Raw genomic sequence first — 21,822 nt, forward strand, 5'->3', positions numbered from 1 at the left:
ATGAGAAATGGTTATTTTCCCTGATCAGAGCGTGCCTGATCAGGCAACGCACGGTGAAAGACCGTGGTGTGCAGGTTGCCGTTTCCCAGGTGATGGGGAACTGTGAGCCCACCATTGACGGCCTTGGGGGTCCGCGTCTTTGGCCGACTGGTCCAGACCCCTGGGGCTAGGCTGCTGCACCGAATGGGTTAACCAGTCGAAGGGAGGTCGCGCCGATCGCCCGGCGCGTACGCATGGCTACGGACTCAGAGGACGCCAGGCCAACGGAGGAAACGATCGTCGACGGTGGCGGTCGCGCTCAGGCGCCGGACACCACCGGCGCGGGGCACACCCCCGAGGAACACGTCCCGATCGAGCTGGCCGCGGAACAACCGGCGCGCACCGACCGCACGGTCTTCGGGATCGCCGCGGTCGTCGCGGTGATCATCATCGCGTGGGGCATCGCGTCCCCGTCCAGCCTGGCCTCGGTGGCGAAGACCCTGTTGAACAAGGCCGTCATCCCGTACGGCGGCTGGGCGTTCGTGCTCACCGCGAGCGGGTTCGTGCTGTTCGCCGTCTGCCTGGCGATCAGCCGGTACGGCCGCATCCCGCTGGGGCAGGACCGGGAGAAACCGGAGTTCCGCACCTCGTCCTGGGTCGCGATGATGTTCAGCGCCGGGATGGGCATCGGGCTGATGTTCTTCGGCGTCTACGAACCGGTGTCGCACCTGGCCAGCCCGCCGCCCGGCACCGCCGCGGCGAACTCGGACGAGGCCGTGCACACCGCGATGGCGACCACGCTGTTCCACTGGACCGTGCACCCGTGGGCGATCTACGCGGTCGTCGGGCTCGCGATCGCCTACAGCACCTTCCGCAAGGGCCGCAGCCAGCTGATCAGCTCGGTGTTCGCGCCGCTGTTCGGCAAGCGCCGCAGCGAGGGGCCGCTGGGCAAGGCCATCGACGTGATGGCGATCTTCGCCACCCTGTTCGGCTCGGCCGCGTCGCTCGGCCTGGGCGCGCTGCAGGTCGGCGGCGGGATGGCGTCGGTCGGCTGGATCGACAGCCCGGGCACCGGCCTGCTGGTCGCGATCATCGCGATCCTCACCGTGGCGTTCATCGCCTCCGCGGTGTCCGGGGTGGCCAAGGGCATCCAGTGGCTGTCCAACATCAACATGGTGCTGGCCGCGGTGCTCGCGGTGTTCGTGCTGGTGGTCGGGCCGACCGTGCTCATCCTGAACCTGGTGCCCGGCGCGATCGGCGACTACTTCCGCCAGCTCGCCGAGATGTCCGGGCGCACCGGGATGACCGGCGGCGAGCAGATGCAGACCTGGCTGTCCGGCTGGACGGTCTTCTACTGGGCGTGGTGGATCTCGTGGACCCCGTTCGTCGGCATGTTCATCGCGCGGATCTCCCGCGGCCGCACCATCCGCCAGTTCATCATCGGCGTGATCGCGGTGCCCAGCGTGGTGAGCCTGATCTGGTTCGCGATCTTCGGCGGCGCCGCGATCGACCGGCAGCTGCACGGCACCGACATCGCGGGCGCGGGCGGTGAGGAGGCCGCCACCTTCACGTTGCTGCAGACCCTGCCGTGGTTCGTGCCGATCGCGATCCTGGTGATGCTGCTGGTGTCGATCTTCTTCGTCTCCGGCGCGGACGCCGCGTCGGTGGTGATGGGCACGCTTTCCCAGCGCGGCTCGGTGCACCCGACCCGCAACGTGGTCATCTTCTGGGGCGTGCTGATGGGCGCGGTGGCCGCGGTGATGCTGATGGTCGGCGGGAACGACGGGCTGAAGGGCCTGCAGAACCTCACCATCCTGGTCGCCGTGCCGTTCGTCGTCGTGATGATCGGCCTCTGCGTCTCGTTGTGGCGCGATCTGCGCCACGATCCCCTGGTGCAACGGGAGGACGAAATGATGAAGGCCCTCGAGGAGATCCACGCCGAACGCACGAACTCCGATGGCAAGCCGCGGCGACGGCTCGCCCGGGGCCGTCGGTCATGAATCTCTTCGACTATGTGGCCGACCGCTGGGACAAGCTGTCCCTGCAGGCGCTGCTGCATGTGAGCGAGGTCGTGCAGTGCACGATCATCGCCGCGGTCATCGGGGTGCTGGTCGGGATCGCGGTGTACCGCAGCCCGATCGGCTCCGCGGTGGCCACCGCGCTCGCCAGCACGATCCTCACCATCCCCTCGTTCGCCCTGATCGGCCTGCTGATCCCGGTGTTCGGGCTGGGCGCGAAACCCGCGATCGTCGCGCTCGTGCTGTACGCGCTGCTGCCGATCGTGCGCAACACGATCGTCGGGCTGGGCGGGGTCGATCCGGCGGTGAGCGACGCGGCGAAGGGCATCGGGATGAGCCGCCTCGGCGTGCTGACCCGGGTCGAGCTGCGGCTGGCGTGGCCCGCGATCCTCGCCGGGATGCGGATCGCCACCCAGATGCTGATGGGCATCGCGGTGATCGCCGCGTACGCCAAGGGGCCCGGCCTCGGGCCGGAGGTGTTCTCCGGGCTGACCCGCGCGGGCAGCGCCAACGCGACCAACCAGGCGCTCGCCGGAACGCTCGGGGTCGTCATCCTCGCCCTGCTCCTCGAGGGCGTCTACTTCCTCATCGCCCGCTTCACCGTCTCAAGGGGTATCCGTGGCTGAAACTGCTTCCACCACAGAAAACGGTGGCGTCTCCGGGGTCGAGATCCAGCTGGAGCACGTGACCAAGCGGTACGCCGGATCCCGGGAGCCGGCCGTCAACGACGTGAACATGACCATTCCCGCGGGCAAGATCGTGATCCTGGTCGGGCCGTCCGGCTGCGGCAAGACCACGACCATGCGGATGATCAACCGCCTGATCGAGCCGACCTCCGGCAAGATCACCATCGGTGGTGAGGACGCCCTCTCGCTCAACGCGGACACCCTGCGCCGCAAGATCGGCTACGCGATCCAGCAGGCCGGGCTGTTCCCGCACTTCACCGTGGCGCAGAACATCGGCGTGGTGCCCGGCCTGCTCGGCTGGGACAAGAAGAAGGTCGACGACCGCGTCCAGGAGATGATGGACCTGGTCGGGCTGGACCCGAAGGACTTCGCCCAGCGGTACCCGCGCCAGCTCTCCGGCGGGCAGCAGCAGCGCGTCGGGGTGGCCCGCGCGCTGGCCGCCGATCCGCCGGTGCTGCTGATGGACGAGCCGTTCGGCGCGGTGGACCCGATCACCCGCGGCAACCTGCAGGACGAACTGCTGCGTCTGCAGGCCGAGCTGCGCAAGACGATCGTGTTCGTCACGCACGACTTCGACGAGGCCGTGAAGCTCGGCGACAAGATCGCGGTGCTCGGCAACCAGTCGTCGATCCTGCAGTACGACACCCCGGACGCGATCCTGGCCAACCCGGCCAACGACACGGTCGCCGGGTTCGTCGGCGCGGGCGCCTCGCTGAAGCAGCTGACCCTGCTGCGGGTGCGGGACGTCGAGCTGACCGACGCCCCGCTGACGGTCACGCTCGACCAGTCGCCGTCGACCGTCCGGGAGAAGATGGTCAACGGGCGCAAGCAGTTCGCCCTGGTGCTCGACGAGCGCAAGCGCCCGATCCGCTGGGTGCACGTGCGCGACCTCGGCACCGCGGCCTCGCTGCGCACCGCGGGCAAACCGCTGGGTGACGTGGTGAGCCTGCAGTCCACCCTGCAGGACGCGCTGGAGGCGATGCTCGCCGAGGGCGGCGGGGTGCCGGTCACCGGTGCGCGCGGCGAGTACGTGGGCACGATCGAGCTGGACACCGTGATGGACACGATCCGGCGGCTGCGCGAGGAACACGCCGACAACGCCGAGGGCGCGCGGTCATGACCGCCGTCGACACGCAGGGCTTCTCGACCGAGTCCGGTTCGAAGCGCGCCGACCGGGTCCGGCTGTTCGCGCAGCCGGCGGTCGTGGTGGTCATCCTCGCGGCGGTGCTGCTGTGGGCGCTCACCCGGGACAACGACAAGATCGAGGCGAAGAGCCTCAACTTCGCCACCCTGCTGACCAGCACCTGGCAGCATCTGCTGCTGACCGTCGCGGTGGCCGCGATCGTGGTGGCGGTCGCCGTGCCGCTGGGCGTGGTGCTCACCCGCACCTGGGCCCGGCCGGTGGCGCCGGTGTTCGTGGCGATCGCGAACATCGGCCAAGCGGCGCCCGCGCTGGGCATGATCGTGTTGTTCTTCCTGTGGACCGAATGGGAGGGCTTCTGGTGCGCGGCCCTGCCGATCGCGTTCTATTCGCTGCTTCCGGTGCTGCGCAACACGATCGTCGGCATCGACTCGGTCGACCCGGCGCTCACCGACGCCGGGCGCGGGATCGGGATGTCCTCCTCCGGCGTGCTGTTCCGCATCGAGCTGCCGCTGGCCGTGCCGCTGATCCTGGCGGGCCTGCGCACCTCGCTGGTCCTCGCGGTCGGCACCGCGACGCTGGCGTTCTTCGTCAACGGCGGCGGCCTCGGTGAGCTGATCGACACCGGCTACAAGCTCAACCGCGTCCCGGTGCTGATCACCGGCGCGGTGCTCGCGGTCGGGCTCGCGCTGCTGATCGACTGGCTGGGCGCGGTGCTGGAAGAGGTGTTCGGTCCGAGGGGACTGACATGAGGGCGCGGAGGCTGAAGGCGGCGTTCGCCGCCGCGCTGCTGTGCTTGCCGTTGTCCGGTTGTGGCCTCGAGGTGAACGCGTCGCTGCCGTTCAAGGTGCTGCCCGGCTCGATCCGGCCGACGCCGGGCCTGGAGGGCCTGGACGTGACGGTCGGGTCGAAGGACTTCACCGAGAACATCCTGCTCGGGTACATGGCGGAACTGGCGTTGTCCGCGGCGGGCGCGAACATCACCGACCTGACCGACATCAAGGGTTCGAACAGCGCGCGGCAGGCGCTGGTCGGCGGGCAGATCGACCTGTACTGGGAGTACACCGGCACCGGCTGGATCAGCTACCAGGGCAACACCGATCCGATCCCGGACGAGCAGAAGCAGTACGACGCCACGAAGGCGGCCGACGAGCAGCAGTTCGGGATCACCTGGCTGCCCTATTCGCCGGTGAACAACACCTACGCGTTCGCCACGACCGAGGCCTACGCGGCGCGGCACAACCTGAACACCACGACGGATATGACGAACTTCCTGAAGCAGCATCCGGACCAGGGGGTGTTCTGCCTGGAGACCGAGTTCGCCAGCCGGGCGGACGGTTTCCCGGGCGTGCAGAAGGCGTACGGGTTCCCGTCGACGAACATCAAGTCGTTCGGCATCGGCACGATTTATTCGTCGATCGCGAACGGGGCCTGCCAGTTCGGGGAGATCTTCACCACCGACGGCCGGATCGCCGGGCTCAAGCTCAAGGTCATGGCCGACGACAAGAAGTTCTTCCCGCAGTACAACGCGGCGCCGACGGTCCGCAAGGACTACCTGGCGCGGCATCCGGAGATCGAGCAGGTGCTGACGCCGGTGTCCAAGGCGCTGGACAACCAGCAGATGATCGAGCTGTGCAAGCAGGTCGACGTGGACGGCCGGGATCCCGGTGACGTGGCCCGGGACTGGATGGTGTCGAAGGGCTTCATCGAATCCGGCGCGAGCGCGGGCTGATCCGTGCGCCTGGTGCAGAAGCTGACCGCGCTGGCCACCGGCCTGTGCCTGCTGGCCGCGACCGGGTGCGGGCTGGATGTGAACGCGGCGCTGCCGTTCAAGGTGTTGCCGGGGTCCATTCAGCCGGTGCCGGAGTTGCGGGGGCTTTCGGTGACCGTGGGGTCGAAGGACTTCACCGAACAGATCCTGCTCGGCTATCTCGCCGAAATGGCGTTGTCGGCGGCGGGCGCGGAGGTCACCGATCTGACCGACATCAAGGGTTCGAACAGCGCGCGGCAGGCGTTGCTGGGCGGGCAGATCGACATTTCCTGGGAGTACACCGGAACCGGGTGGATCAGTTACCAGGGCAACACCGATCCGATTCCGGACGAGCGCGCGCAGTTCGAGGCGGTGAAGAAGGCGGACGAGCAGCAGAACGGCATCACCTGGCTGGATTTCTCACCGCTCAACAACACTTATGCCTTCGCCACCACCGAAGCGTATGCGCGGCAGCACAACCTGAACACGACCACGGATATGACGAACTTCCTCAAGGAACATCCGGACCAGGCGGTGTTCTGCGTGGAAACGGAGTTCGCCAGCCGGGCGGACGGTTTCCCGGGCGTGCAGAAGACGTATGGCTTCCCGGCGACGAACATCAAGTCGTTCGGGACCGGCACGATTTATTCGTCGATCGCGAACGGGGCCTGCCAGTTCAGGGAGATCTTCACCACCGACGGCCGGATCGCCGGGCTGAACCTCAAGGTGCTCGCGGACGACAAGAAGTTCTTCCCGCAGTACAACGCCTCGGTGACCATGCGCACCGAATTCCTCCGGGCGCACCCGCGATTGCGGCAGGTGCTGGAACCGGTGGCGAAGGCCATCGACAACCGGCAGATGATCGAACTGGGCAAGCAGGTCGACATCGACGGCCGGGACCCGGGCGACGTGGCCCGCGACTGGATGGTGTCGAAGGGATTCATCAAAACCTCTGGGGGCTGATCGGTGCGATCGGTACGGAAGAAGGCGCTCGCCCTGCTCACCGGCGCGTGCCTGCTGGCCGCGACCGGGTGCGGGCTGGATGTGAACGCGGCGCTGCCGTTCCAGGTGTTGCCGGGGTCCATTCAGCCGGTGCCGGAGTTGCGGGGGCTTTCGGTGACCGTGGGGTCGAAGGACTTCACCGAGAACATCCTGCTCGGGTACATGGCGGAAATGGCGTTGTCCGCGGCGGGCGCGAACGTCGTCGACCTGACCAACATCACCGGCTCCAACAGCGCGCGGCAGGCGCTCGTCGGCGGGCAGATCGATCTCTACTGGGAGTACACCGGCACGGCGTGGATCAGCTACCAGGGCAACACCGATCCGATCCCGGACGAGCGCGCGCAGTTCGAGGCGGTGAAGAAGGCGGACGAGCAGCAGAACTCCGTCACCTGGCTGGATTTCTCGCCGATCAACAACACCTACGCGTTCGCCGCCGCCGAGGCCTTCGCGGCCCGGCACAACCTGCGCACGGTCACCGATATGACGAACTTCGTGCGGCAACATCCGGAACAGGGGGTGTTCTGCGTGGAAACCGAGTTCTCCAGCCGTGCCGACGGCTTCCCGGGCGTGCGGAACGTCTACGGGATTCCGGTCCGGGAGACCAAACTGTTCGGCATCGGCACGATCTATTCGCTGATCGCGAGCGGGAGCTGCCCGTTCGGGGAGACCTCCACCACCGACGGCCGGATCGCCGGGCTCAACCTCCGCGTCCTCGACGACGACCGGAAGTTCTTCCCGCAGTACAACGCCTCGGTGACGTTGCGGAACGACTACCTGCGGGCGCATCCCGAACTGCGCCGGGTGCTGGAACCGGTGGCGAAGGCCATCGACAACAAGCAGATGATCGAACTGGGCAAGCAGGTCGACATCGACGGCCGGGACGCGGGCGACGTGGCCCGCGACTGGATGGTGGCCAAGGGATTCATCAAGACCAGCTAGACACCGAGCCGCTGCAGCAACTGCCCTTCCAGCCGGTCCAATTCCCCGGCGACCGCGCGGTGGGCGGCCTTGCGGCGCGCGGCGGGCATCCGTTCCGCGGCGCGCACGCTGGCGGCGAGCTGCTCGAGCGTGCCCTGGGTGTCGTCGGCGAACTTCCGGTCGTCGGCCGTGGCCCGCTGCGCGGCGCGCAGATCGGCGAGCCCGTCGGCCAGCCCGGCGATCCGGGCCCGCAGCGCGGCGCCGCGCCCGGTGAACTCGCTGAGCCGTTCGACCGGCACGCCGATCCTGCGGGCCTGGTAGCGGTCGTACGCCTCGCGCGCGACCCCGGCCGCGCGGACCGCGAGCGGCGCGAGCACCGGCAGCACGGCCGGGCCGATGATCTTGGCCACGCCGACCGCGTTGCGGGCGTTCTTCGGGGTCAGCCTGCTCTGCTTGCTGCCCTCCGCGGCCTTCTTGCGCGCCATGACCACCTCCGGTTGCTGCCGTCGGCGTCGAACTTACTGGTCCGCGCATCCGCGGGCACGTCGGCCGGGGGTCCAACCACATGACGGATGGCACTGTCGGGGTGGCCTTCTAAGGTGGGGACTGTGGGTAACGAGGTGCTACTGGATGCCGGGGCGGTCAGCCGCTGCCGGCGACGCGTGCATCTCGAGCACGACCCGGTCATGCTCGGTGTGCCGCTTTCCCCGCCGGATCCGGCCGCTGAGCAGCGGATAGCCGATGCCGCCGCGCATCGGGCGGAGATCCGGAACCGGCTGGTGCAGGCGACCGGCGACGGCTGGGTGACCGTCCCGCGCGAGCTGCCTTCGGCCGATCGGTCGCGGATGACCGAACAGGCCCTGGCCTCCGGCGCCGCGTACATCTGGGGCGCGCTGCTGCCGGTCGACCGGGAGGGCCACCGGCGCGGCGGGGCCGAGCTGCTGGTGCGCACCGCCACCGGATACGTGCCGGTGCTGGTGGTGCGGCACCGGATCACCGACCGCGGCGAAGGCGCCCCGACCACCGAACTCACCGATCTCGACCCGGCGAACGTCCGCCCCGATCCGGCGCGCCGCGTCCGCTCGCAACCGCGCGACCAGCTCCGCCTGGCCCACCTGCGGCGCATGCTGCAGACCCTCGGCCACGCCGAACCCGAACGCGCGCTCGGCGGCGTGATCGGCCTGGACGCCGATGTCGTGGTGTGGCTCGATCTGGACGCGCCGACCTGGCCGGGCGGGCGCACCGCGCTGGCCGAGTACGACAGCCGCTTCGCCGACCGGCTGGCGATCGCGCAGGCGGCCGAGGCCGGGCGGGCGGCGCTCGCCGAGCCGTCGCGGATCCTGGAATGCCGCCGCTGCCCGTGGTGGCCGACCTGCGAGGCGGAACTGACCAGCGTCCGGGACGTGAGCCTGGTGGTCCGCGGCGAAGACGCGATGGAACTGCGCAAAGCGGGCGTTTCCACAGTGGACAAACTGGCGGCGCTCAGCCCGTCCGACGAACCGCCGGTCGCCGCCTGGCCCGCCGAGGTGTTCGCCGACGCGATCGCCCTCGCCCGCGCCTGGCTGGCGGATCTCTCGGTCGTCCGCAAGGTCGACCGGGTCGAGGTCCCGCGCGCGGACGTGGAAGTCGACGTCGACATGGAGAGCTTCGGCGACTCCGGCGCCTACCTGTGGGGCTGCCTGCTCACCGGCGCCGACATCGGCCTGGAGCCCGGCTACCGCGCGTTCGCCACCTGGGAACCGCTGCCCACCCCGGACGAAGGCCGCTCCTTCGCCGAGTTCTGGGCGTTCCTCTCCGAGGTCCGCGCCCGCACCGCCGCCGCGGGGCTCACCTTCCGCGCCTACTGCTACAACGCCATGGCCGAGAACCGCTGGCTCTTCGGCTCGGTCGAACGCTTCGCGGGCGCCGAGGGCGTCCCCGCGCGCGCCGAAATCCAGTCCTTCGTGGATTCCGACGAATGGGTCGACCTCTTCCGCAGCGTCGCCGACCAGTTCCTCTGCTCGCACGGCAAGGGGTTGAAGGTGGTCGCCCCGGTCGCCGGTTTCCAGTGGCGCGACCCCGAAGCGGGCGGTGAAGCGTCGATGCGCTGGTACCGCGCGGCCGTCGGCATGGACGGCGAGGCCCCGGATCCCGCGCAGCGGCAACGCATCCTCACCTACAACGAGGACGACGTCCTGGCCACCCACGCCCTCCGCACCTGGATGACCGACCGCGCCATGCTCGAAGTCCCCTTCATGGGCGACCTCTGACCCCCACTGTCATGAGGGGACCCCTTCTAACACCCGGTGTCATGAGGGGACCCCTCCTGACGAATTTTGTCCGGAGGGGTCCCCTCATGGAAGCCCGGCGCCCGGTCAGCGGGGGGCCATGCGCAGGGAGCCGTCCAGGCGGATGACCTCGCCGTTGAGGTAGTCGTGCTCCACGATGTTCACCGCGAGCTGGGCGTACTCGTCCGGCCGCCCGAGGCGCTGCGGGAACGGCACCCCGGCGGCGAGCCCGGCCCGGAACTCCTCGGAGACCCCGGCGAGCATCGGGGTGTCGATGATCCCCGGCGCGATGGTCATCACGCGGATGCCGTGCTTCGCCAGGTCACGCGCGGCGGGCAGGGTCATCCCGGCCACCCCGCCCTTCGACGCGGAGTAGGCGATCTGCCCGATCTGCCCGTCGAACGCGGCGACCGAGGCGGTGTTGATCACCACGCCGCGGGCGTCGTCGGTGAGCGCGTCGGTCTTCGAGATCGCCTCGGCGGCCAGGCGCATGACGTTGAAGGTGCCGAGGAGGTTCACCTCGAGGACCTTGCGGAACAGCTCGAGGTCGTGCGGTCCGTGCTTCGAGATGATCCGGCCCGCCCAGCCGACCCCGGCGCAGTTGACCACGATCCGCAGCGGCGAGCCGGAGGCGGCGGCCTGGTCCACGGCGGCCTGGACCTGCTCGCTGTTGGTCACGTCCGCCTCGACGTAGGTCACGCCGTCGACCTGCTCGGCCTTCTCGATCGAGGCGGCCAGGTCGAGGGCGAACACCTTCGCGCCCTTGGCGGCCAGCGCCTTCGCCGTCGCCCCACCCAGGCCGGACGCCCCACCGGTGACTACGGCCGCGGTGTCGGTGATCTGCATTCTTTCTCCCGTGTCTTCGTTGACCTGCGTCGAACTGGCCACAGGTTAACGTTCGTTCGCGCTCGGCCGGGAGGGTAAGGCTCCTCACCCGTCGCGAGGAGTATTCGGCGGTGTCGGTTTCCGTTAGTGAGGAGGTCAACTCCGGCTGCGACCTTTCGGATATGAGCGCAGCTCGGATCGTCGTCATGGGTACCGGATACGTGGGGCTGACCACCGGCGCCTGCCTGGCCAGCCTCGGGCACCAGGTCACCTGCGTCGACGTGGATCACGCGAAGGTGGCGCGGCTGTCGGCGGGCCGGGTGGACATCCTCGAACCGGGGCTCGCCGAACTGGTCGGGCGCGGGCTCACCGCGGGCCGGTTGTCGTTCGTGGTCGGCGGGCGGGACGCCGTTCGCGACGCCCAGGGCGTGTTCCTGTGCGTGCCGACCCCGATGGGCGCGGGTGGCGCGGCCGATCTGCGCGCGGTCGAGGCCGTGACCAACGAGATCGGCGACGTGCTCCCGGCGGGCTGCGCGCTGATCACCAAGTCGACCGTCCCGGTGGGCACCGCGCGGCGGATCCGCGACCTGCTCGGCCGCGACGACATCCCGGTGGTCTCGAACCCGGAGTTCCTGCGCGAGGGCACCGCGGTCGCCGACTTCCTCGGCCCGGACCGGATCGTGGTCGGCTCGGACGACGCGGCGGCCGCCGAATGGGTGGCCGAGCTGTACCGGGACCTCGCCGCGCCGAGCGTGGTCACCGACGCCGCCAGCGCCGAGCTGGTGAAGTACGCGGCCAACTGCTTCCTGGCGATGAAACTGTCGTACGTGAACTCGATCGCCGAACTGTGCGAGCGGCTCGGCGCGGACATCGAGGCGGTGACCGAGGGGATGGGCCACGACCGGCGCATCGGCCGGTCGTTCCTCAAGCCCGGGCCCGGCTGGGGCGGTTCGTGCCTGCCGAAGGACACGCACGCGCTGGTGCGGATCGCCGAATCGGTGCGGTTCGACTTCGGCCTGCTGACCGCCGCCATCGACGAGAACGTGGCGCAGCGCGACCGGATCGTCGCGAAGATCGCGGGCGCGGTCGGCGGCGCGCTGGAAGGCGCGCGGATCGGGCTGCTGGGCCTGGCGTTCAAGGCGGGGACGAACGATCTGCGCGACTCCCCGGCGCTCTCGGTGGCCTCGGTGCTGGCCGCGCTGGGCGCCGAACTGACCGCCTACGACCCGGCGGTCGGCGGCGAGATCCCCGGGATGACCGTGGTGGACGACCCGTACCAGGTGACCAAGGGCGCGGACGCGGTCGTGGTGCTCACCGAATGGGACGAGTTCCGGCGGCTGGACTGGACGTACGTGTCCGAGCTGATGGAGGGCGACGCGGTGGTGGACACCCGCAACCTCCTCGACCCGCACCCGGTCCTGGACGCGGGCCTGTCCTGGCAGGGCGTCGGCCGCCCGCGTCCCCGGGCCCGGGTCAGCGCCTGATCGTTAGTTGGGGTTGCGAAGTTTTGGCCGTATCGTCGAGGTGTGTTCACGACGAGGCCGGAACTCATCGGCACCCACGGCATGGTCGCGTCCACGCACTGGCTGGCTTCGGCGGCCGGGATGGCGGTGCTGGAGGACGGCGGGAACGCGTTCGACGCGGCGGTCGCGGCGGGGTTCGTGCTCCAGGTCGCCGAACCGCACATGTGCGGCCCCGCCGGCCAGGTCCCGGCGATCTTCGCGACCGCGGGTGACCGAACGCCGAAGGTGTTGTGCGGGCAGGGGGTCGTACCGGCGGCGGCCACCCCGGAGCATTTCGCGGACCTCGGGCTGGACCTGATCCCGGGCAGCGGGCTGCTCCCGGCGACCGTGCCCGGCGCCTGGGACGGCTGGCTGCTGCTCCTGCGCGACTACGGCACGAAAAGCCTGCGCGATGTGCTGAGCTACGCGATTTCCTATGCGAGCCAAGGGGTTCCGCTGGTCACGCTGGTGACCACCACGATCGGGCTGGTGTCCGCGCTGTTCGCCGAGCACTGGCCGACCTCGGCGGAACTGTGGCTGGTGAACGGCAAACCACCGGTCCCGGGAACCTTGCACCGCAATCCGGCGCTGGCCCGGACCTGGCAGCGCCTGCTCGCCGAGGCCGAGTCGGCGACCGGCCGCGAGGCGCAGATCGACGCCGCCCGCCGCGCGTGGTCGCAGGGTTTCGTCGCGGAGGCGATCGACGCGTTCTCCCGGCGCGCGTTCCGCGACGACTCCGGCCGCGACCACGCGGGCCTGCTCACCGGCGACGATCTCGCGAAGTGGCGGGCGAGCTACGAGGATCCGCTGATCACCGACTTCGGCGACTGGAGCCTGGTGAAATGCGGCGCGTGGACCCAGGGCCCGGCGCTGGCCCAGCAGCTCCTGCTCCTCGACGGTTTCCGCGACGAACTGTCCTATGTGGATGGTGTGCCGACCGCGCGGACCGTCCACCTGGCCGCCGAGTGCACCAAACTCGCCTTCGCCGACCGCGAAGCCTGGTTCGGCGACAGCCCCGACGTGCCGTTGAGAGCACTGCTCTCGAAGGAGTACATCGCTCTCCGCCGAGAGCGGGTGTCCCAAACCGCAAGCGGTGCTCTCCGTCCCGGCGCCCCGGACGGCCGGGAACCCCGGATGCCCGCGATTCTGGAGGATCTGCGCGGGATTCCGGCGGGCGTGGGCGCGATCGGGGAGCCGACGATCGGCCCGACCGGAACCGCGCGCGGCGACACGGTTCATCTGGACGTGGTGGACGCGGCGGGGAACATCGTGTCGGCGACGCCTTCGGGGGGTTGGTTGCAGTCCAGCCCGGCCATCCCGGAACTGGGCTTCTGCCTGGATTCCCGGGCCCAGATGTTCTGGCTGGAACAGGGCTTGCCGAACTCCCTGGCCCCCGGCAAACGCCCGCGGATCACCCTGTCCCCGTCGATGGCCCTGCGCGACGGCGAACCGGTGCTCGCCTTCGGCACCCCCGGCGGCGACCAGCAGGACCAGTGGCAGCTGTGCTTCTGGCTCGCGCACGTCCTCGGCGGCCTGAACCTGCAAGCCGCGATCGACGCCCCCGCCTGGCACACCACCGCGTTCCCGAGTTCCTTCTACCCCCGCTCCTGGGCCCCGCGCGAACTCATCGTCGAATCCCGCCTAGGCGAGGCCACCCTGACCGACCTCCGCGACCGCGGCCACGAAATCGTCGACGCGGGCCCCTGGGCCCTGGGCCGCCTCTCCGCGGTCTCCCGCGACCCGGCCACCGGCCTCCTCCGCGCCGCCGCCAACCCCCGAGGCATGCAGGGCTACGCCACCGGCCGCTAACCGCGAGTCCCCCGTTCCGGTCGCGCGAGTTCCCCGTTCCGGTAGCCGAGTTCAACACTCAGGCAAGCGAACTACACACTCGCGTACGCGAATTCAACGTTCGGGTACGCGAACTACACACTCGGGGAGGTGAGTTCGCTATCCGGTGGGGTCTTCGGCGATGACCCAGTACTCGGTGAAGCGGCCGTCGGCGTGGCGCAGGAGGTCGTGGCCGTGGAATTCGGCCGGGGTGCCGGAGAGGTGGCCGCGGCCGACCCAGCGGGCGGCGATCAGGTCGCCCGAGGCGATCGGGCCGACGGCGATCGAGAAGGTCAGGTCGTCGAACATCTCCCGGCCCTGGCGGATGATCGCGGCGAGGGAGTCCGGGCCAAGGGCGAAGCCGGGGCGGCCCGGCCAGTTGCCGACGAAGTCCGGGGACACCACCTCGCGCGCGATTTCCTCCAGCGAAGCCAGGTCACCGTTCCACAGGTCGTTCAGCCAGCGTTCGTACTTCATGCCTGCCACAGCCAGAACTCGATTCCTTGGTTGTCCACACATTCGGCGCTGAGCCCGTAGGACTCGCGGGTCGGTTCGGCGGCCTGGCCGCCCGCGGCGCGCACCCGGGCCACGGCGGCGTCGAGGTCGTCGACCGCGTACATCAGTTTCCAGCCGACCTGCCGACCCGGGCCGCCCCACAAACCACCGGGCAGCCCGCTGCCTTCGACACCCCAGCCGCCTTCCACCCGGCCCGGCGAGAACTGCCAGCCCAGCACCGCGCCGTAGAACGCCTTCGCCGCTTCGGCATCGGGCACCTGGAAGGTGAAGTACCCGGCTTCGCCGTGCCGGGGGGCGGTTTCCCCGGTCGCGGTGCGCGCGGGGGCTTGGGCGACCAGCCAGCGCTGGCCGAACGGGTCCCGGATGGACGCGTTGCGACCGTGCCCCTCATCGCGGGCCGGTTCGACGAGTTCGGCACCGAGCGAGACCGCCGCCGAAACGGCGGCGTCCACATCGGACACTTCAACGCGCAGGCTCGCGCCGCCGGAGGGGGCGGCGACGTGGCCGATTTCCGGGAACTCCTCGGCCAGCATGAGCACGCTGTCGCCGATCGCCAGTTCGGCGTGCCCGATCCGGCCGTCGTCCATGACGATCGGATCCGCTCGCCGCCGCGCCCCGAACACCTCGACGTAGAAGTCGAGGGCCCGCCGCGCGTCCGACACGGCGAGATAGGGGGTGAGCGAGCGGAGTTCGGCTCGCGCGGGAGATTCGGTGGTGGTCATTTCGCCTCCAGGAAGGATCGCGCGCCGCAACTCGTCCCGCAGCGTCGCCGCGAAATCGGGATCGGGAGCCACCGCGCGCACGGGTTCGCGGAGGGCGTCGAACGGATCAGTCATCCCGGCCCTCCTTCTCGTCGTAGGCCCGCCGGAACGCGGCCTTCGCCCGCACCAGCAGGGCTTCGGTCGCGTGCACGGTCCGGTCCAGGTGTTCGGCGACCTCGCGCACGCCCAGGCCGTCCAGGTACCGCAGGGTCAGCGCCGCCCGGTGGTGCGCGCCGAGCGAAGCGAGCACTTCGTGCGCCACGATCGCGTCGAGTTCGGAATCCCACGGGTCGGTGTGCTCCGGCTCGGTGTCGTGCACCAGCCGCAGCCCCCGCTCTTCCCGTTCCCGCCGCCGCCAGTGGTCGACCAGCTTGTGCCGCGCGATCCCGATCAGCCAGCCGGTGCTCACCGGCGGCGCACCGGGCGCGCGACACGTCCGCACCGCCCCGAGGAACGTTTCCGAAGTCAGTTCCTCGGCGAGCGTCCGGTCCCCGCACCGGGACAGCAGGTACCCGTACACCTCCGGCAGCGCCGACTCGTACAGATCGAGCAGCGCGAAGGCCGGGTCCGGTCGTACCCGTGGATCCGTCACACCTGCATCGTCGTCCGGGGACTCGACTTTCCGACGGGCGAATCGCCAAGTTTTTCGCGCTTCATCCGGACGGTGACCAAATGCCGCCGCTCGCCGCCGAGCAGCCGGTACACGCTGACCAGCCAGGTTCCAGCCCGCGCTGCCACCCGATCGAGGTAATCCTGCGCGCAGGCGGTCGTGTACCGCACCAGCCACGCCTCCCGGTGCGCCCGCCGGTGCTCGAAGCAGAACCCCATGTCGTCGGCGACTTCGACGAGCCCGCGTGCTGGCGGATTCCGGACATGTTGATGCCCCAGCACCCGCTGGGGGCGGGGGGACGACTTCGTCGGTGAAGTGATCTGGACGGGTGTGATTGACTCGGGAGTAGGAGGTGGCCATGCCGACGACGCACTTCCACAGCTGCACCCTGTGCGAGGCGACCTGCGGGATCGCGGTGACCGTCGAAGGCGATCGCGTACTGGACATCCGCGGCGACGACCAGGACCCCTTCTCCCGCGGCTACATCTGCCCCAAGGCGACCGCGCTCGCCGACGTGCACCACGATCCGGACCGCCTGCGGCATCCGATGGTCCGGGCCGGGGACGACTGGTTCGAGACGAGCTGGGACGCGGCGTTCGAACTGGTCGCCGCCGGGCTGAAGGACGTCCGCCGCCAGTACGGCAAGGACGCGCTCGCCGTGTACATCGGGAACCCGAGCGCGCACAACCTCGGGCTGCTCACCTTCGGCCTGCCGTTCTTCCGGTCGCTCGGCACCCGGAACGAGTATTCGGCGACCTCGATCGACCAGCTCCCGCACATGCTCGCCGCGCTGCAGGTCTTCGGCAACCAGTTCCTCATGCCGGTGCCCGACGTCGACCGCACCGACCTGTTCATCTGCCTCGGCGGCAATCCCGCGGTGTCCAACGGCAGCATCATGACCGCGCCGAACATCCGGGTCCGGCTCAAGGCGATCCGGGACCGCGGCGGCCGGGTCGTGGTGGTCGACCCGCGGCGAACCGAGAGCGCTGCTCTTGCTTCGGAGCACTGCTCTATCCGGCCGGGGACCGACGCGGCGTTCCTGTTGTCGGTGATGCACGTGTTGTTCGAGGAACGATTGGTGCGCCTGGGGCGGCTCGCGCCGCATGTGCGGGGGCTCGGCACGCTGCGGGTGGTCGCCGACGGGTTCGCGCCGGAGGTCACCGCGGCGGCCACCGGCCTGGATCCGGAGTGGGTCCGCGCTCTCGCGCGAGAGCTGGCGTCAACTTCGAGAGCAGTGCTCTACGGGCGAGTAGGGATCTGCACCCAGGAGTTCGGCGGGCTGGCGGCGTGGCTGGTGCTGGTGGTCAACGCGTTGACCGGGCATCTGGACGAACCCGGGGGCGCGATGTTCACCTCGCCCGCCATCGACGCGGTACCGCTGGCCGCGGCGGCCGGGCAGCTGGGCTCGTTCGGGCGGTACCGCAGCCGGGTGCGCGGGCTGCCCGAGTTCAGCGGTGAACTGCCGGTTTCCGTGCTGGCCGAGGAAATCGACACCCCGGGTGAGGGGCGCATCCGCGCGCTGATCACCTCGGCCGGGAACCCGGTGCTGTCCACCCCGAACGGCGCGCGGCTCGACCGGGCGCTGGCCGGGCTCGACTTCATGGTGAGCATCGACCCGTACCTCAACGAGACCACCCGGCACGCGGACGTCATCCTGCCGCCGACCGTCCACTTGGAACGGTCGCATTACGAACTGGCGCTGGCGAACTTCTCCGTCCGCAACACCGCGAAGTACTCTCCGGCGATCTTCCCGCGCGCCCCGGATCAGCGCCACGACTGGGAAATCTGCCTGGAACTGGCCACCCGCGTGCTGGGCGGCGGATCCGCGGTCCGGGCGCTCGCGCGTCGCCTCGGCCCGGAGGCACTGCTGGAACTCGGCCTACGCGCCGGACCGCACGGCCTCCGGAAACTCCGCGGTTCGTTGTCCTTGGCGCGCTTGAAGAAACAGCCGCACGGGGTGGACCTCGGCCCGCTGGAACGCCGGTTGCCCGGCCGGGCCAAGAAGATCGACCTCGCGCCGCGGCTCTACCTCGACGATCTGCCGCGCCTGCGGGCCCGCCTCGAACGGCAGCCCGCCGACGAACTCCTGCTCATCGGGCGACGCCAGTTGCGCAGCAACAATTCCTGGATGCACAACAGCCCGCGGCTGGTCAAGGGCAAACCGCGCTGCACCCTGCTGATTCACCCCGAAGACGCCGCGCGCCGGGGCCTCGCCGATGGCGACACCACCACGCTTTCCTCCCGTGCGGGGGAAATCGAGGTGCCGGTCGAGGTCACCGACTCGATCATGCCGGGGGTGGTGAGCCTGCCGCACGGCTGGGGTCACCACCGCCCGGGCGTGCGGCTGCGGGTGGCGAGCGAGCACGCCGGGGTGAGCGTCAACGACGTCACCGACGAGCACTTCATCGACGAACTGACCGGCACCAGCGCGGTTTCCGGGCTGCCGGTGCGGGTCGGCGTCGTGAGTGCCGCGGACGGCTCCCCCGCGCCCGCGGCACTCACGTCCCCCTCTGCCGCCGAACGCGCCTAGTAGCGGACCTTCCGGGCCTTGGCGTACCGGTTGTTCGGGGGCAGCCAGCACAGCACCAGCGCGATCAGGCCGAGCGCCATCGCCGCCCAGCTCGTCGCCGAGACCGACGCGGGCGAGTAGTCGCTGATGATCAGCAGGTGCGGCAGCAGCGCGAGCACCGCGCCGACCGTGATGAGCACCCGCGCCCAGGTGGCCGCCTTGAGCGCGCACAGCCCGAAGATCAGCAGCCAGGCCGCGAAGAACAGCGCGAAGCCCGCGCGGGCGACCAGGGTGGCCATCCGTTCGTCGATCGCGGCGTCCCAGAGCAGGCCGGACAGGCCCTTGACGTCCTCGGTGCTCATGCCTTCGGGCAGGCCCATGTCCGGCAGGAGCTTGTCCATGGCCTCGTTCAGGTTGGTGGTGGCCAGGTCCCGGCCACCGGCGAAAACCAGGACCGCGCCGACGACCGCGGCCAGCGCCGCCGCCACCGCGGTGCCGACCAGGGCCAGCACCGTCGGCGGCCGCGAGGGCGGCGCTGGGGGCGCGATGGGAGCGGCTTGTGCATACGTCACGAGCGTATTTCTCCTTGCGAAGGTGGGGACGAATCCGGTCGTGCGGAACGGCAACGACCATTCGGGCTGCGAAAGTGTGCCACGAGTGGAATGCTGGTGACAGCGAATCCGGAAATGATTTCGAGATTACTTTTACTGCATCCGAGATTAGTTTCGCCGGGGATACACTCTTGCGCTATGACCGAACCCGGGCCGTTGCGACTGCCAGCCGTGAACCGGAGAAGTCGATTGCTGCAGAGCCCCCAAGCCCTGCTGGACACCACGATGGACCAGCTCAGGACGCTGATCGCGGTCCGGGAAGCCGGGACCGCGCTGGGCGCCGCGCGCCTGCTGGGGCGGGAGCAGTCGAGCATCCAGAAACAGCTCGACACCCTCAACCGCAACTTCCGCGAACTCTGCGGCGAACCGTTGGTCCGCAAACAGGGACGCGGAAAAGACGTGCTGTTCACCGGGACCGGAGAAGCGCTCGTCGAGATGGCACGGGACACGTTGAGCGGCTGGCTGGACGGAATCCACGAATGCCGCCGCCACCTCGGGGAAACGCTCACCGTCGGCACCACGCGATTCACACTCGGGTACCTGGCGAGCGCGGGGGAACGGGTCGCCGGGGAGTTCGAGCGGCGGGGGATCGAGCTCAAGGTGGTGCACGTGCGGACCCGGGATCTGCTGGATTCGTTGCTGTCCAAGCAGGTCGACGTGGTCTGCGGCAGCGTGGTGACGGCCGAGGACGAGCGGCTCGAGGCGTTCGACGTGATGGAGTGGCGGCGCGGCGGGCTGTCCGTGCTGACGAACCTGCCCGAGGATCAGCTGCCCGGGCCGTCCGCGGGAGCCAGCGAACTGCGCTCGCTGCCGCTCGTGGTGCCGGCGAGCGGGTTGATCACCGGGTTCCTGCAGGGCTGGTTCGGCGCGGACTACCGGAACAAGCTGGACATCGCGGCCGAGATCGACGCGGTGCACTACGGGTTCGAGCTGCTGCGGTCCGGGCTGCTGCGCGGCTGCATGCTGGTCACCAGCGGCGTCGGGCAGGCGGCGAGCGACGGGCGGCTGCCCGACGGCGAGGGGTTGCGCAAGATCGAGCTGATCAACGACATCGGGCCGAAGCTCGAGGTGCTGGTCGGCGCGTTCACGCGGCAAGGCGAGAGCACCGCTCACGATTCGGAGCACCCGCTCACGCTGCTGTGGCGCGCCCTCGCCGCCCAGAACGCCGAGTGGAAGAACAACTGGTGGAAGTAGCGGGCTGCCCGGCTCGCTCGTCGCTCCCGCCCGGAATCCGCGCGAAGTCGGCAAAGTGCGCCAACTGGGGGTCGCACTTTGCCGACAGAGTGCGGTCTTGCGCGGGCCGGAGGAAGGTGCTTGGCCGGTGGAGATCGGGTTCCGCGGGGGCGGGGCCGCACTTTGCCGGCTGAGTGCGGGGGGCGCTCGCCGGGGGGCACTTGGGGAGAAAGTGCCCCCCGGCGTTCCCCGCGAAGGGGGTCAGACGCGCGGGTCGGGGAGGGCGCGGGCGAGCAGCAGCACCAGGAGCGCGCCCGCCGCCTGCACGGCCATCACCAGGACGAACGCGTCGCGCATGCCCAGCAGGTCCGGGTGGCTGAGCGAGGCGAACAGGCTGCCCAGGGTCGCCACGCCCAGCGCGAGCGAGGTCTGCTGGGTCGTGGTCAGCACCCCGCTGCCCACCCCCGCCCGCTCGGCCGGAACGCGGGACAGCACGATCCGGAACAGCGTGGTCATCGCCATCCCCTGCCCGATGCCGCAGAGGAGCATCCCGGGCGCGAGGTCGAGCGCGTTCACCTCCGGCCAGGACAGCAAGGTCGCCCCGATCAGCGACAGGATCCCGATCGCCTGCAAACCGGCGCCGGCCACCACGACCTTCTGCCCGAACCGGGCCACCAGGCGGCTGCTCACCAGTGAGGTGCCGAAGAACCCGATCGCCATCGGGGTCAGCGCCAGGCCGGAACCCATCGGCCCGAGGTGCAGGCCGTCCTGCAGCGTCACCGCGTAGACGAACATGAACCCGCCGAACCCGGTGAAGAACGGGACGCCCACCGCGAGCCCGCGCCGCATGCTCGGCATCCGCATGATCGACGGCGGCAGCAGCGGCACGCCACCGGCCCGTTCCAGCCGCCGCTCGACGGCGAGGAAACCGGCCGCCGCGAACGGGGACGCGGCCAGCAGCAGCCAGGCCCACACCGGCCAGCCGAGCGCGCGGCCTTCCATCAGCGGGATGAGCAGGGTCAGCAGCGTGACGCCGAGCAGCACGGTGCCCCAGCGGTCCACGCCCATCGGGTTGGCCGAACGGGTCTCCGGCAGCGTCCGCTTGGCGAGCAGCAGGCCGATCAGGCCGATCGGGACGTTCACCAGGAAGATCGGCCGCCAGCTCGTCCCGGCGATGTCGGCCGCGACGAGCACCCCGCCGAGCAGCTGGCCGATGACCGTGGAGATCCCGCCGGTCGCGCCGTACAGGCCGAGTGCCTTCGAGCGGCGCTCGCCCTCGGTCGTGGCCTGGATGATCGACAGCACCTGCGGCAGCATCATCGCCGCGGACGCCCCCTGCGCCGCGCGGGCCAGCACCAGGGTCAGCGCGTCCGGCGCGAGCCCGCACGCCAGCGAACTCACCGTGAACGCGGTCAGGCCGATCATGAACAGCCGGCGCCGCCCGAACGCGTCGCCCAGGCGGCCGCCCACCACGAGCAGCAGCGCATACGCGATCCCGTACCCGGCGACCACCAGTTCCAGGGTCGCGGTCGAGGCGTTCAGGTCGGCGTTGATCGTCGGCAGCGCGACGTTGACGATGAAGAAGTCGATCAGTGGCAGGGCCGCCCCCAGCAGCACGGTGATCAGTCCGGCGGAGGTCAGTCCCGGCCCGAGGGGTCGCCCGGCCGCACGGGTGGTCGGCTCGAGCAAGGTCTGGGTTGTCATGGGTACCAGGTTGGGGCCGTTCC

20 protein-coding genes are annotated in these 21,822 nt (G+C 70.1%); 12 read left to right on the forward strand and 8 right to left on the reverse strand.

Features of this window, described 5'->3' with window-relative positions; all coding sequences use genetic code 11:
* Nucleotides 1-233 precede the first annotated feature (233 nt).
* From FXO23_RS01935 to FXO23_RS01965, 7 genes are read left to right on the forward strand one after another with little or no spacing between them, the layout of a single operon-like run.
* The gene (locus FXO23_RS01935; protein WP_158879897.1) at nt 234-1,979 is read left to right on the forward strand and encodes a BCCT family transporter; all 1,746 of its coding nucleotides are present in this window, start codon (nt 234-236) and stop codon (nt 1,977-1,979) included.
* A complete protein-coding gene (locus FXO23_RS01940; protein WP_158879900.1) occupies nt 1,976-2,623 on the forward strand; it encodes an ABC transporter permease in 648 nt (215 codons plus the stop codon). The genes FXO23_RS01935 and FXO23_RS01940 overlap by 4 nt, the downstream gene beginning before the upstream one ends.
* A complete protein-coding gene (locus FXO23_RS01945; RefSeq protein WP_158879902.1) occupies nt 2,616-3,803 on the forward strand; it encodes a betaine/proline/choline family ABC transporter ATP-binding protein in 1,188 nt (395 codons plus the stop codon). The genes FXO23_RS01940 and FXO23_RS01945 overlap by 8 nt, the downstream gene beginning before the upstream one ends.
* A complete protein-coding gene (locus tag FXO23_RS01950; protein ID WP_158879905.1) occupies nt 3,800-4,576 on the forward strand; it encodes an ABC transporter permease in 777 nt (258 codons plus the stop codon). Before FXO23_RS01945 ends, FXO23_RS01950 begins: the two co-directional genes overlap by 4 nt.
* Nucleotides 4,573-5,556, forward strand: a complete 984-nt coding sequence (locus FXO23_RS01955) for a glycine betaine ABC transporter substrate-binding protein (RefSeq protein ID WP_158879908.1) — start codon at nt 4,573-4,575, stop codon at nt 5,554-5,556. Before FXO23_RS01950 ends, FXO23_RS01955 begins: the two co-directional genes overlap by 4 nt.
* A 3-nt stretch (nt 5,557-5,559) precedes the next feature.
* Nucleotides 5,560-6,537: a glycine betaine ABC transporter substrate-binding protein gene (locus FXO23_RS01960; RefSeq protein WP_425484826.1), complete on the forward strand. Its 978-nt coding sequence runs from the start codon at nt 5,560-5,562 to the stop codon at nt 6,535-6,537.
* A 3-nt stretch (nt 6,538-6,540) separates the two neighbouring features.
* Nucleotides 6,541-7,515 (forward strand): glycine betaine ABC transporter substrate-binding protein, encoded by a 975-nt coding sequence (locus FXO23_RS01965; RefSeq protein ID WP_158879910.1) that lies wholly within the window; start codon nt 6,541-6,543, stop codon nt 7,513-7,515.
* Here FXO23_RS01965 and FXO23_RS01970 read toward each other — a convergent pair.
* Nucleotides 7,512-7,979, reverse strand: a complete 468-nt coding sequence (locus tag FXO23_RS01970; RefSeq protein ID WP_158879913.1) for a DUF6474 family protein — start codon at nt 7,977-7,979, stop codon at nt 7,512-7,514. The two genes, FXO23_RS01965 and FXO23_RS01970, sit on opposite strands and share 4 nt — an antisense overlap.
* Nucleotides 7,980-8,102: 123 nt before the next feature.
* Between FXO23_RS01970 and FXO23_RS01975 the strand changes: the two genes are divergently transcribed.
* A complete protein-coding gene (locus FXO23_RS01975; RefSeq protein WP_158879916.1) occupies nt 8,103-9,743 on the forward strand; it encodes a TM0106 family RecB-like putative nuclease in 1,641 nt (546 codons plus the stop codon).
* 105 nt (nt 9,744-9,848) lie between these two features.
* On the opposite strand, the gene FXO23_RS01980 is transcribed toward FXO23_RS01975, so the two are convergent.
* A complete protein-coding gene (locus tag FXO23_RS01980; RefSeq protein WP_158879918.1) occupies nt 9,849-10,607 on the reverse strand; it encodes an SDR family NAD(P)-dependent oxidoreductase in 759 nt (252 codons plus the stop codon).
* 161 nt (nt 10,608-10,768) lie between these two features.
* Here FXO23_RS01980 and FXO23_RS01985 point away from each other — a divergent pair, with 161 nt between their 5' ends.
* Nucleotides 10,769-12,070 carry a UDP-glucose dehydrogenase family protein gene (locus FXO23_RS01985; RefSeq protein WP_179956649.1) on the forward strand — a complete coding sequence of 434 codons (1,302 nt, stop codon included), beginning with the start codon at nt 10,769-10,771 and terminating at the stop codon, nt 12,068-12,070.
* Nucleotides 12,071-12,112: 42 nt separating this feature from the next.
* Entirely contained in the window at nt 12,113-13,897 is a 1,785-nt protein-coding gene (locus FXO23_RS01990; protein WP_158879920.1) for a gamma-glutamyltransferase family protein, read from the forward strand.
* Between the two features lie 138 nt (nt 13,898-14,035).
* Here the strand turns inward: FXO23_RS01990 and FXO23_RS01995 are convergent, their stop codons facing one another.
* The 4 genes from FXO23_RS01995 to FXO23_RS02010 are packed head-to-tail and all read right to left on the reverse strand — an operon-like array spanning nt 14,036 to nt 15,972.
* Entirely contained in the window at nt 14,036-14,392 is a 357-nt protein-coding gene (locus FXO23_RS01995; RefSeq protein WP_158880127.1) for an ester cyclase, read from the reverse strand.
* Nucleotides 14,389-15,267 carry a VOC family protein gene (locus FXO23_RS02000; protein WP_158879923.1) on the reverse strand — a complete coding sequence of 293 codons (879 nt, stop codon included), beginning with the start codon at nt 15,265-15,267 and terminating at the stop codon, nt 14,389-14,391. Before FXO23_RS02000 ends, FXO23_RS01995 begins: the two co-directional genes overlap by 4 nt.
* The gene (locus FXO23_RS02005) at nt 15,260-15,784 is read right to left on the reverse strand and encodes an RNA polymerase sigma factor (RefSeq protein ID WP_158879926.1); all 525 of its coding nucleotides are present in this window, start codon (nt 15,782-15,784) and stop codon (nt 15,260-15,262) included. The genes FXO23_RS02000 and FXO23_RS02005 overlap by 8 nt, the downstream gene beginning before the upstream one ends.
* A complete protein-coding gene (locus tag FXO23_RS02010) occupies nt 15,781-15,972 on the reverse strand; it encodes a hypothetical protein (RefSeq protein WP_179956650.1) in 192 nt (63 codons plus the stop codon). The genes FXO23_RS02005 and FXO23_RS02010 overlap by 4 nt, the downstream gene beginning before the upstream one ends.
* Before the next feature lie 188 nt (nt 15,973-16,160).
* Here FXO23_RS02010 and FXO23_RS02015 point away from each other — a divergent pair, with 188 nt between their 5' ends.
* Nucleotides 16,161-18,332 (forward strand): molybdopterin oxidoreductase family protein, encoded by a 2,172-nt coding sequence (locus tag FXO23_RS02015; RefSeq protein WP_158879929.1) that lies wholly within the window; start codon nt 16,161-16,163, stop codon nt 18,330-18,332.
* On the opposite strand, the gene FXO23_RS02020 is transcribed toward FXO23_RS02015, so the two are convergent.
* A complete protein-coding gene (locus FXO23_RS02020) occupies nt 18,329-18,883 on the reverse strand; it encodes a hypothetical protein (RefSeq protein WP_246256821.1) in 555 nt (184 codons plus the stop codon). The two genes, FXO23_RS02015 and FXO23_RS02020, sit on opposite strands and share 4 nt — an antisense overlap.
* Before the next feature lie 177 nt (nt 18,884-19,060).
* On the opposite strand from FXO23_RS02020, the gene FXO23_RS02025 reads away from it, so the two are divergent.
* Entirely contained in the window at nt 19,061-20,116 is a 1,056-nt protein-coding gene (locus FXO23_RS02025) for a LysR family transcriptional regulator (protein WP_246256824.1), read from the forward strand.
* Between the two features lie 240 nt (nt 20,117-20,356).
* Here the strand turns inward: FXO23_RS02025 and FXO23_RS02030 are convergent, their stop codons facing one another.
* Complete coding sequence (locus FXO23_RS02030) at nt 20,357-21,799, reverse strand: MFS transporter (protein WP_158879931.1); 1,443 nt, start codon at nt 21,797-21,799, stop codon at nt 20,357-20,359.
* Between the last annotated feature and the right edge of the window lie 23 nt (nt 21,800-21,822).

The sequence above is a fragment of the Amycolatopsis anabasis genome, from assembly GCF_009765355.1.
Classification (GTDB): domain Bacteria; phylum Actinomycetota; class Actinomycetes; order Mycobacteriales; family Pseudonocardiaceae; genus Amycolatopsis; species Amycolatopsis anabasis.

What these genes read in the sequence shown, in the direction of transcription:
- FXO23_RS01995 (WP_158880127.1), bottom strand. Translation starts at nt 14,392, where the DNA reads ATGAAGTACGAACGCTGGCTGAACGACCTGTGGAACGGTGACCTGGCT.
- FXO23_RS01970 (WP_158879913.1), bottom strand. Translation starts at nt 7,979, where the DNA reads ATGGCGCGCAAGAAGGCCGCGGAGGGCAGCAAGCAGAGCAGGCTGACC.
- FXO23_RS01950 (WP_158879905.1), top strand. Translation starts at nt 3,800, where the DNA reads ATGACCGCCGTCGACACGCAGGGCTTCTCGACCGAGTCCGGTTCGAAG.
- FXO23_RS02015 (WP_158879929.1), top strand. Translation starts at nt 16,161, where the DNA reads ATGCCGACGACGCACTTCCACAGCTGCACCCTGTGCGAGGCGACCTGC.
- FXO23_RS01955 (WP_158879908.1), top strand. Translation starts at nt 4,573, where the DNA reads ATGAGGGCGCGGAGGCTGAAGGCGGCGTTCGCCGCCGCGCTGCTGTGC.
- FXO23_RS01935 (WP_158879897.1), top strand. Translation starts at nt 234, where the DNA reads ATGGCTACGGACTCAGAGGACGCCAGGCCAACGGAGGAAACGATCGTC.
- FXO23_RS01980 (WP_158879918.1), bottom strand. Translation starts at nt 10,607, where the DNA reads ATGCAGATCACCGACACCGCGGCCGTAGTCACCGGTGGGGCGTCCGGC.
- FXO23_RS02025 (WP_246256824.1), top strand. Translation starts at nt 19,061, where the DNA reads ATGACCGAACCCGGGCCGTTGCGACTGCCAGCCGTGAACCGGAGAAGT.
- FXO23_RS02000 (WP_158879923.1), bottom strand. Translation starts at nt 15,267, where the DNA reads ATGACTGATCCGTTCGACGCCCTCCGCGAACCCGTGCGCGCGGTGGCT.
- FXO23_RS01940 (WP_158879900.1), top strand. Translation starts at nt 1,976, where the DNA reads ATGAATCTCTTCGACTATGTGGCCGACCGCTGGGACAAGCTGTCCCTG.
- FXO23_RS01985 (WP_179956649.1), top strand. Translation starts at nt 10,769, where the DNA reads ATGAGCGCAGCTCGGATCGTCGTCATGGGTACCGGATACGTGGGGCTG.
- FXO23_RS02030 (WP_158879931.1), bottom strand. Translation starts at nt 21,799, where the DNA reads ATGACAACCCAGACCTTGCTCGAGCCGACCACCCGTGCGGCCGGGCGA.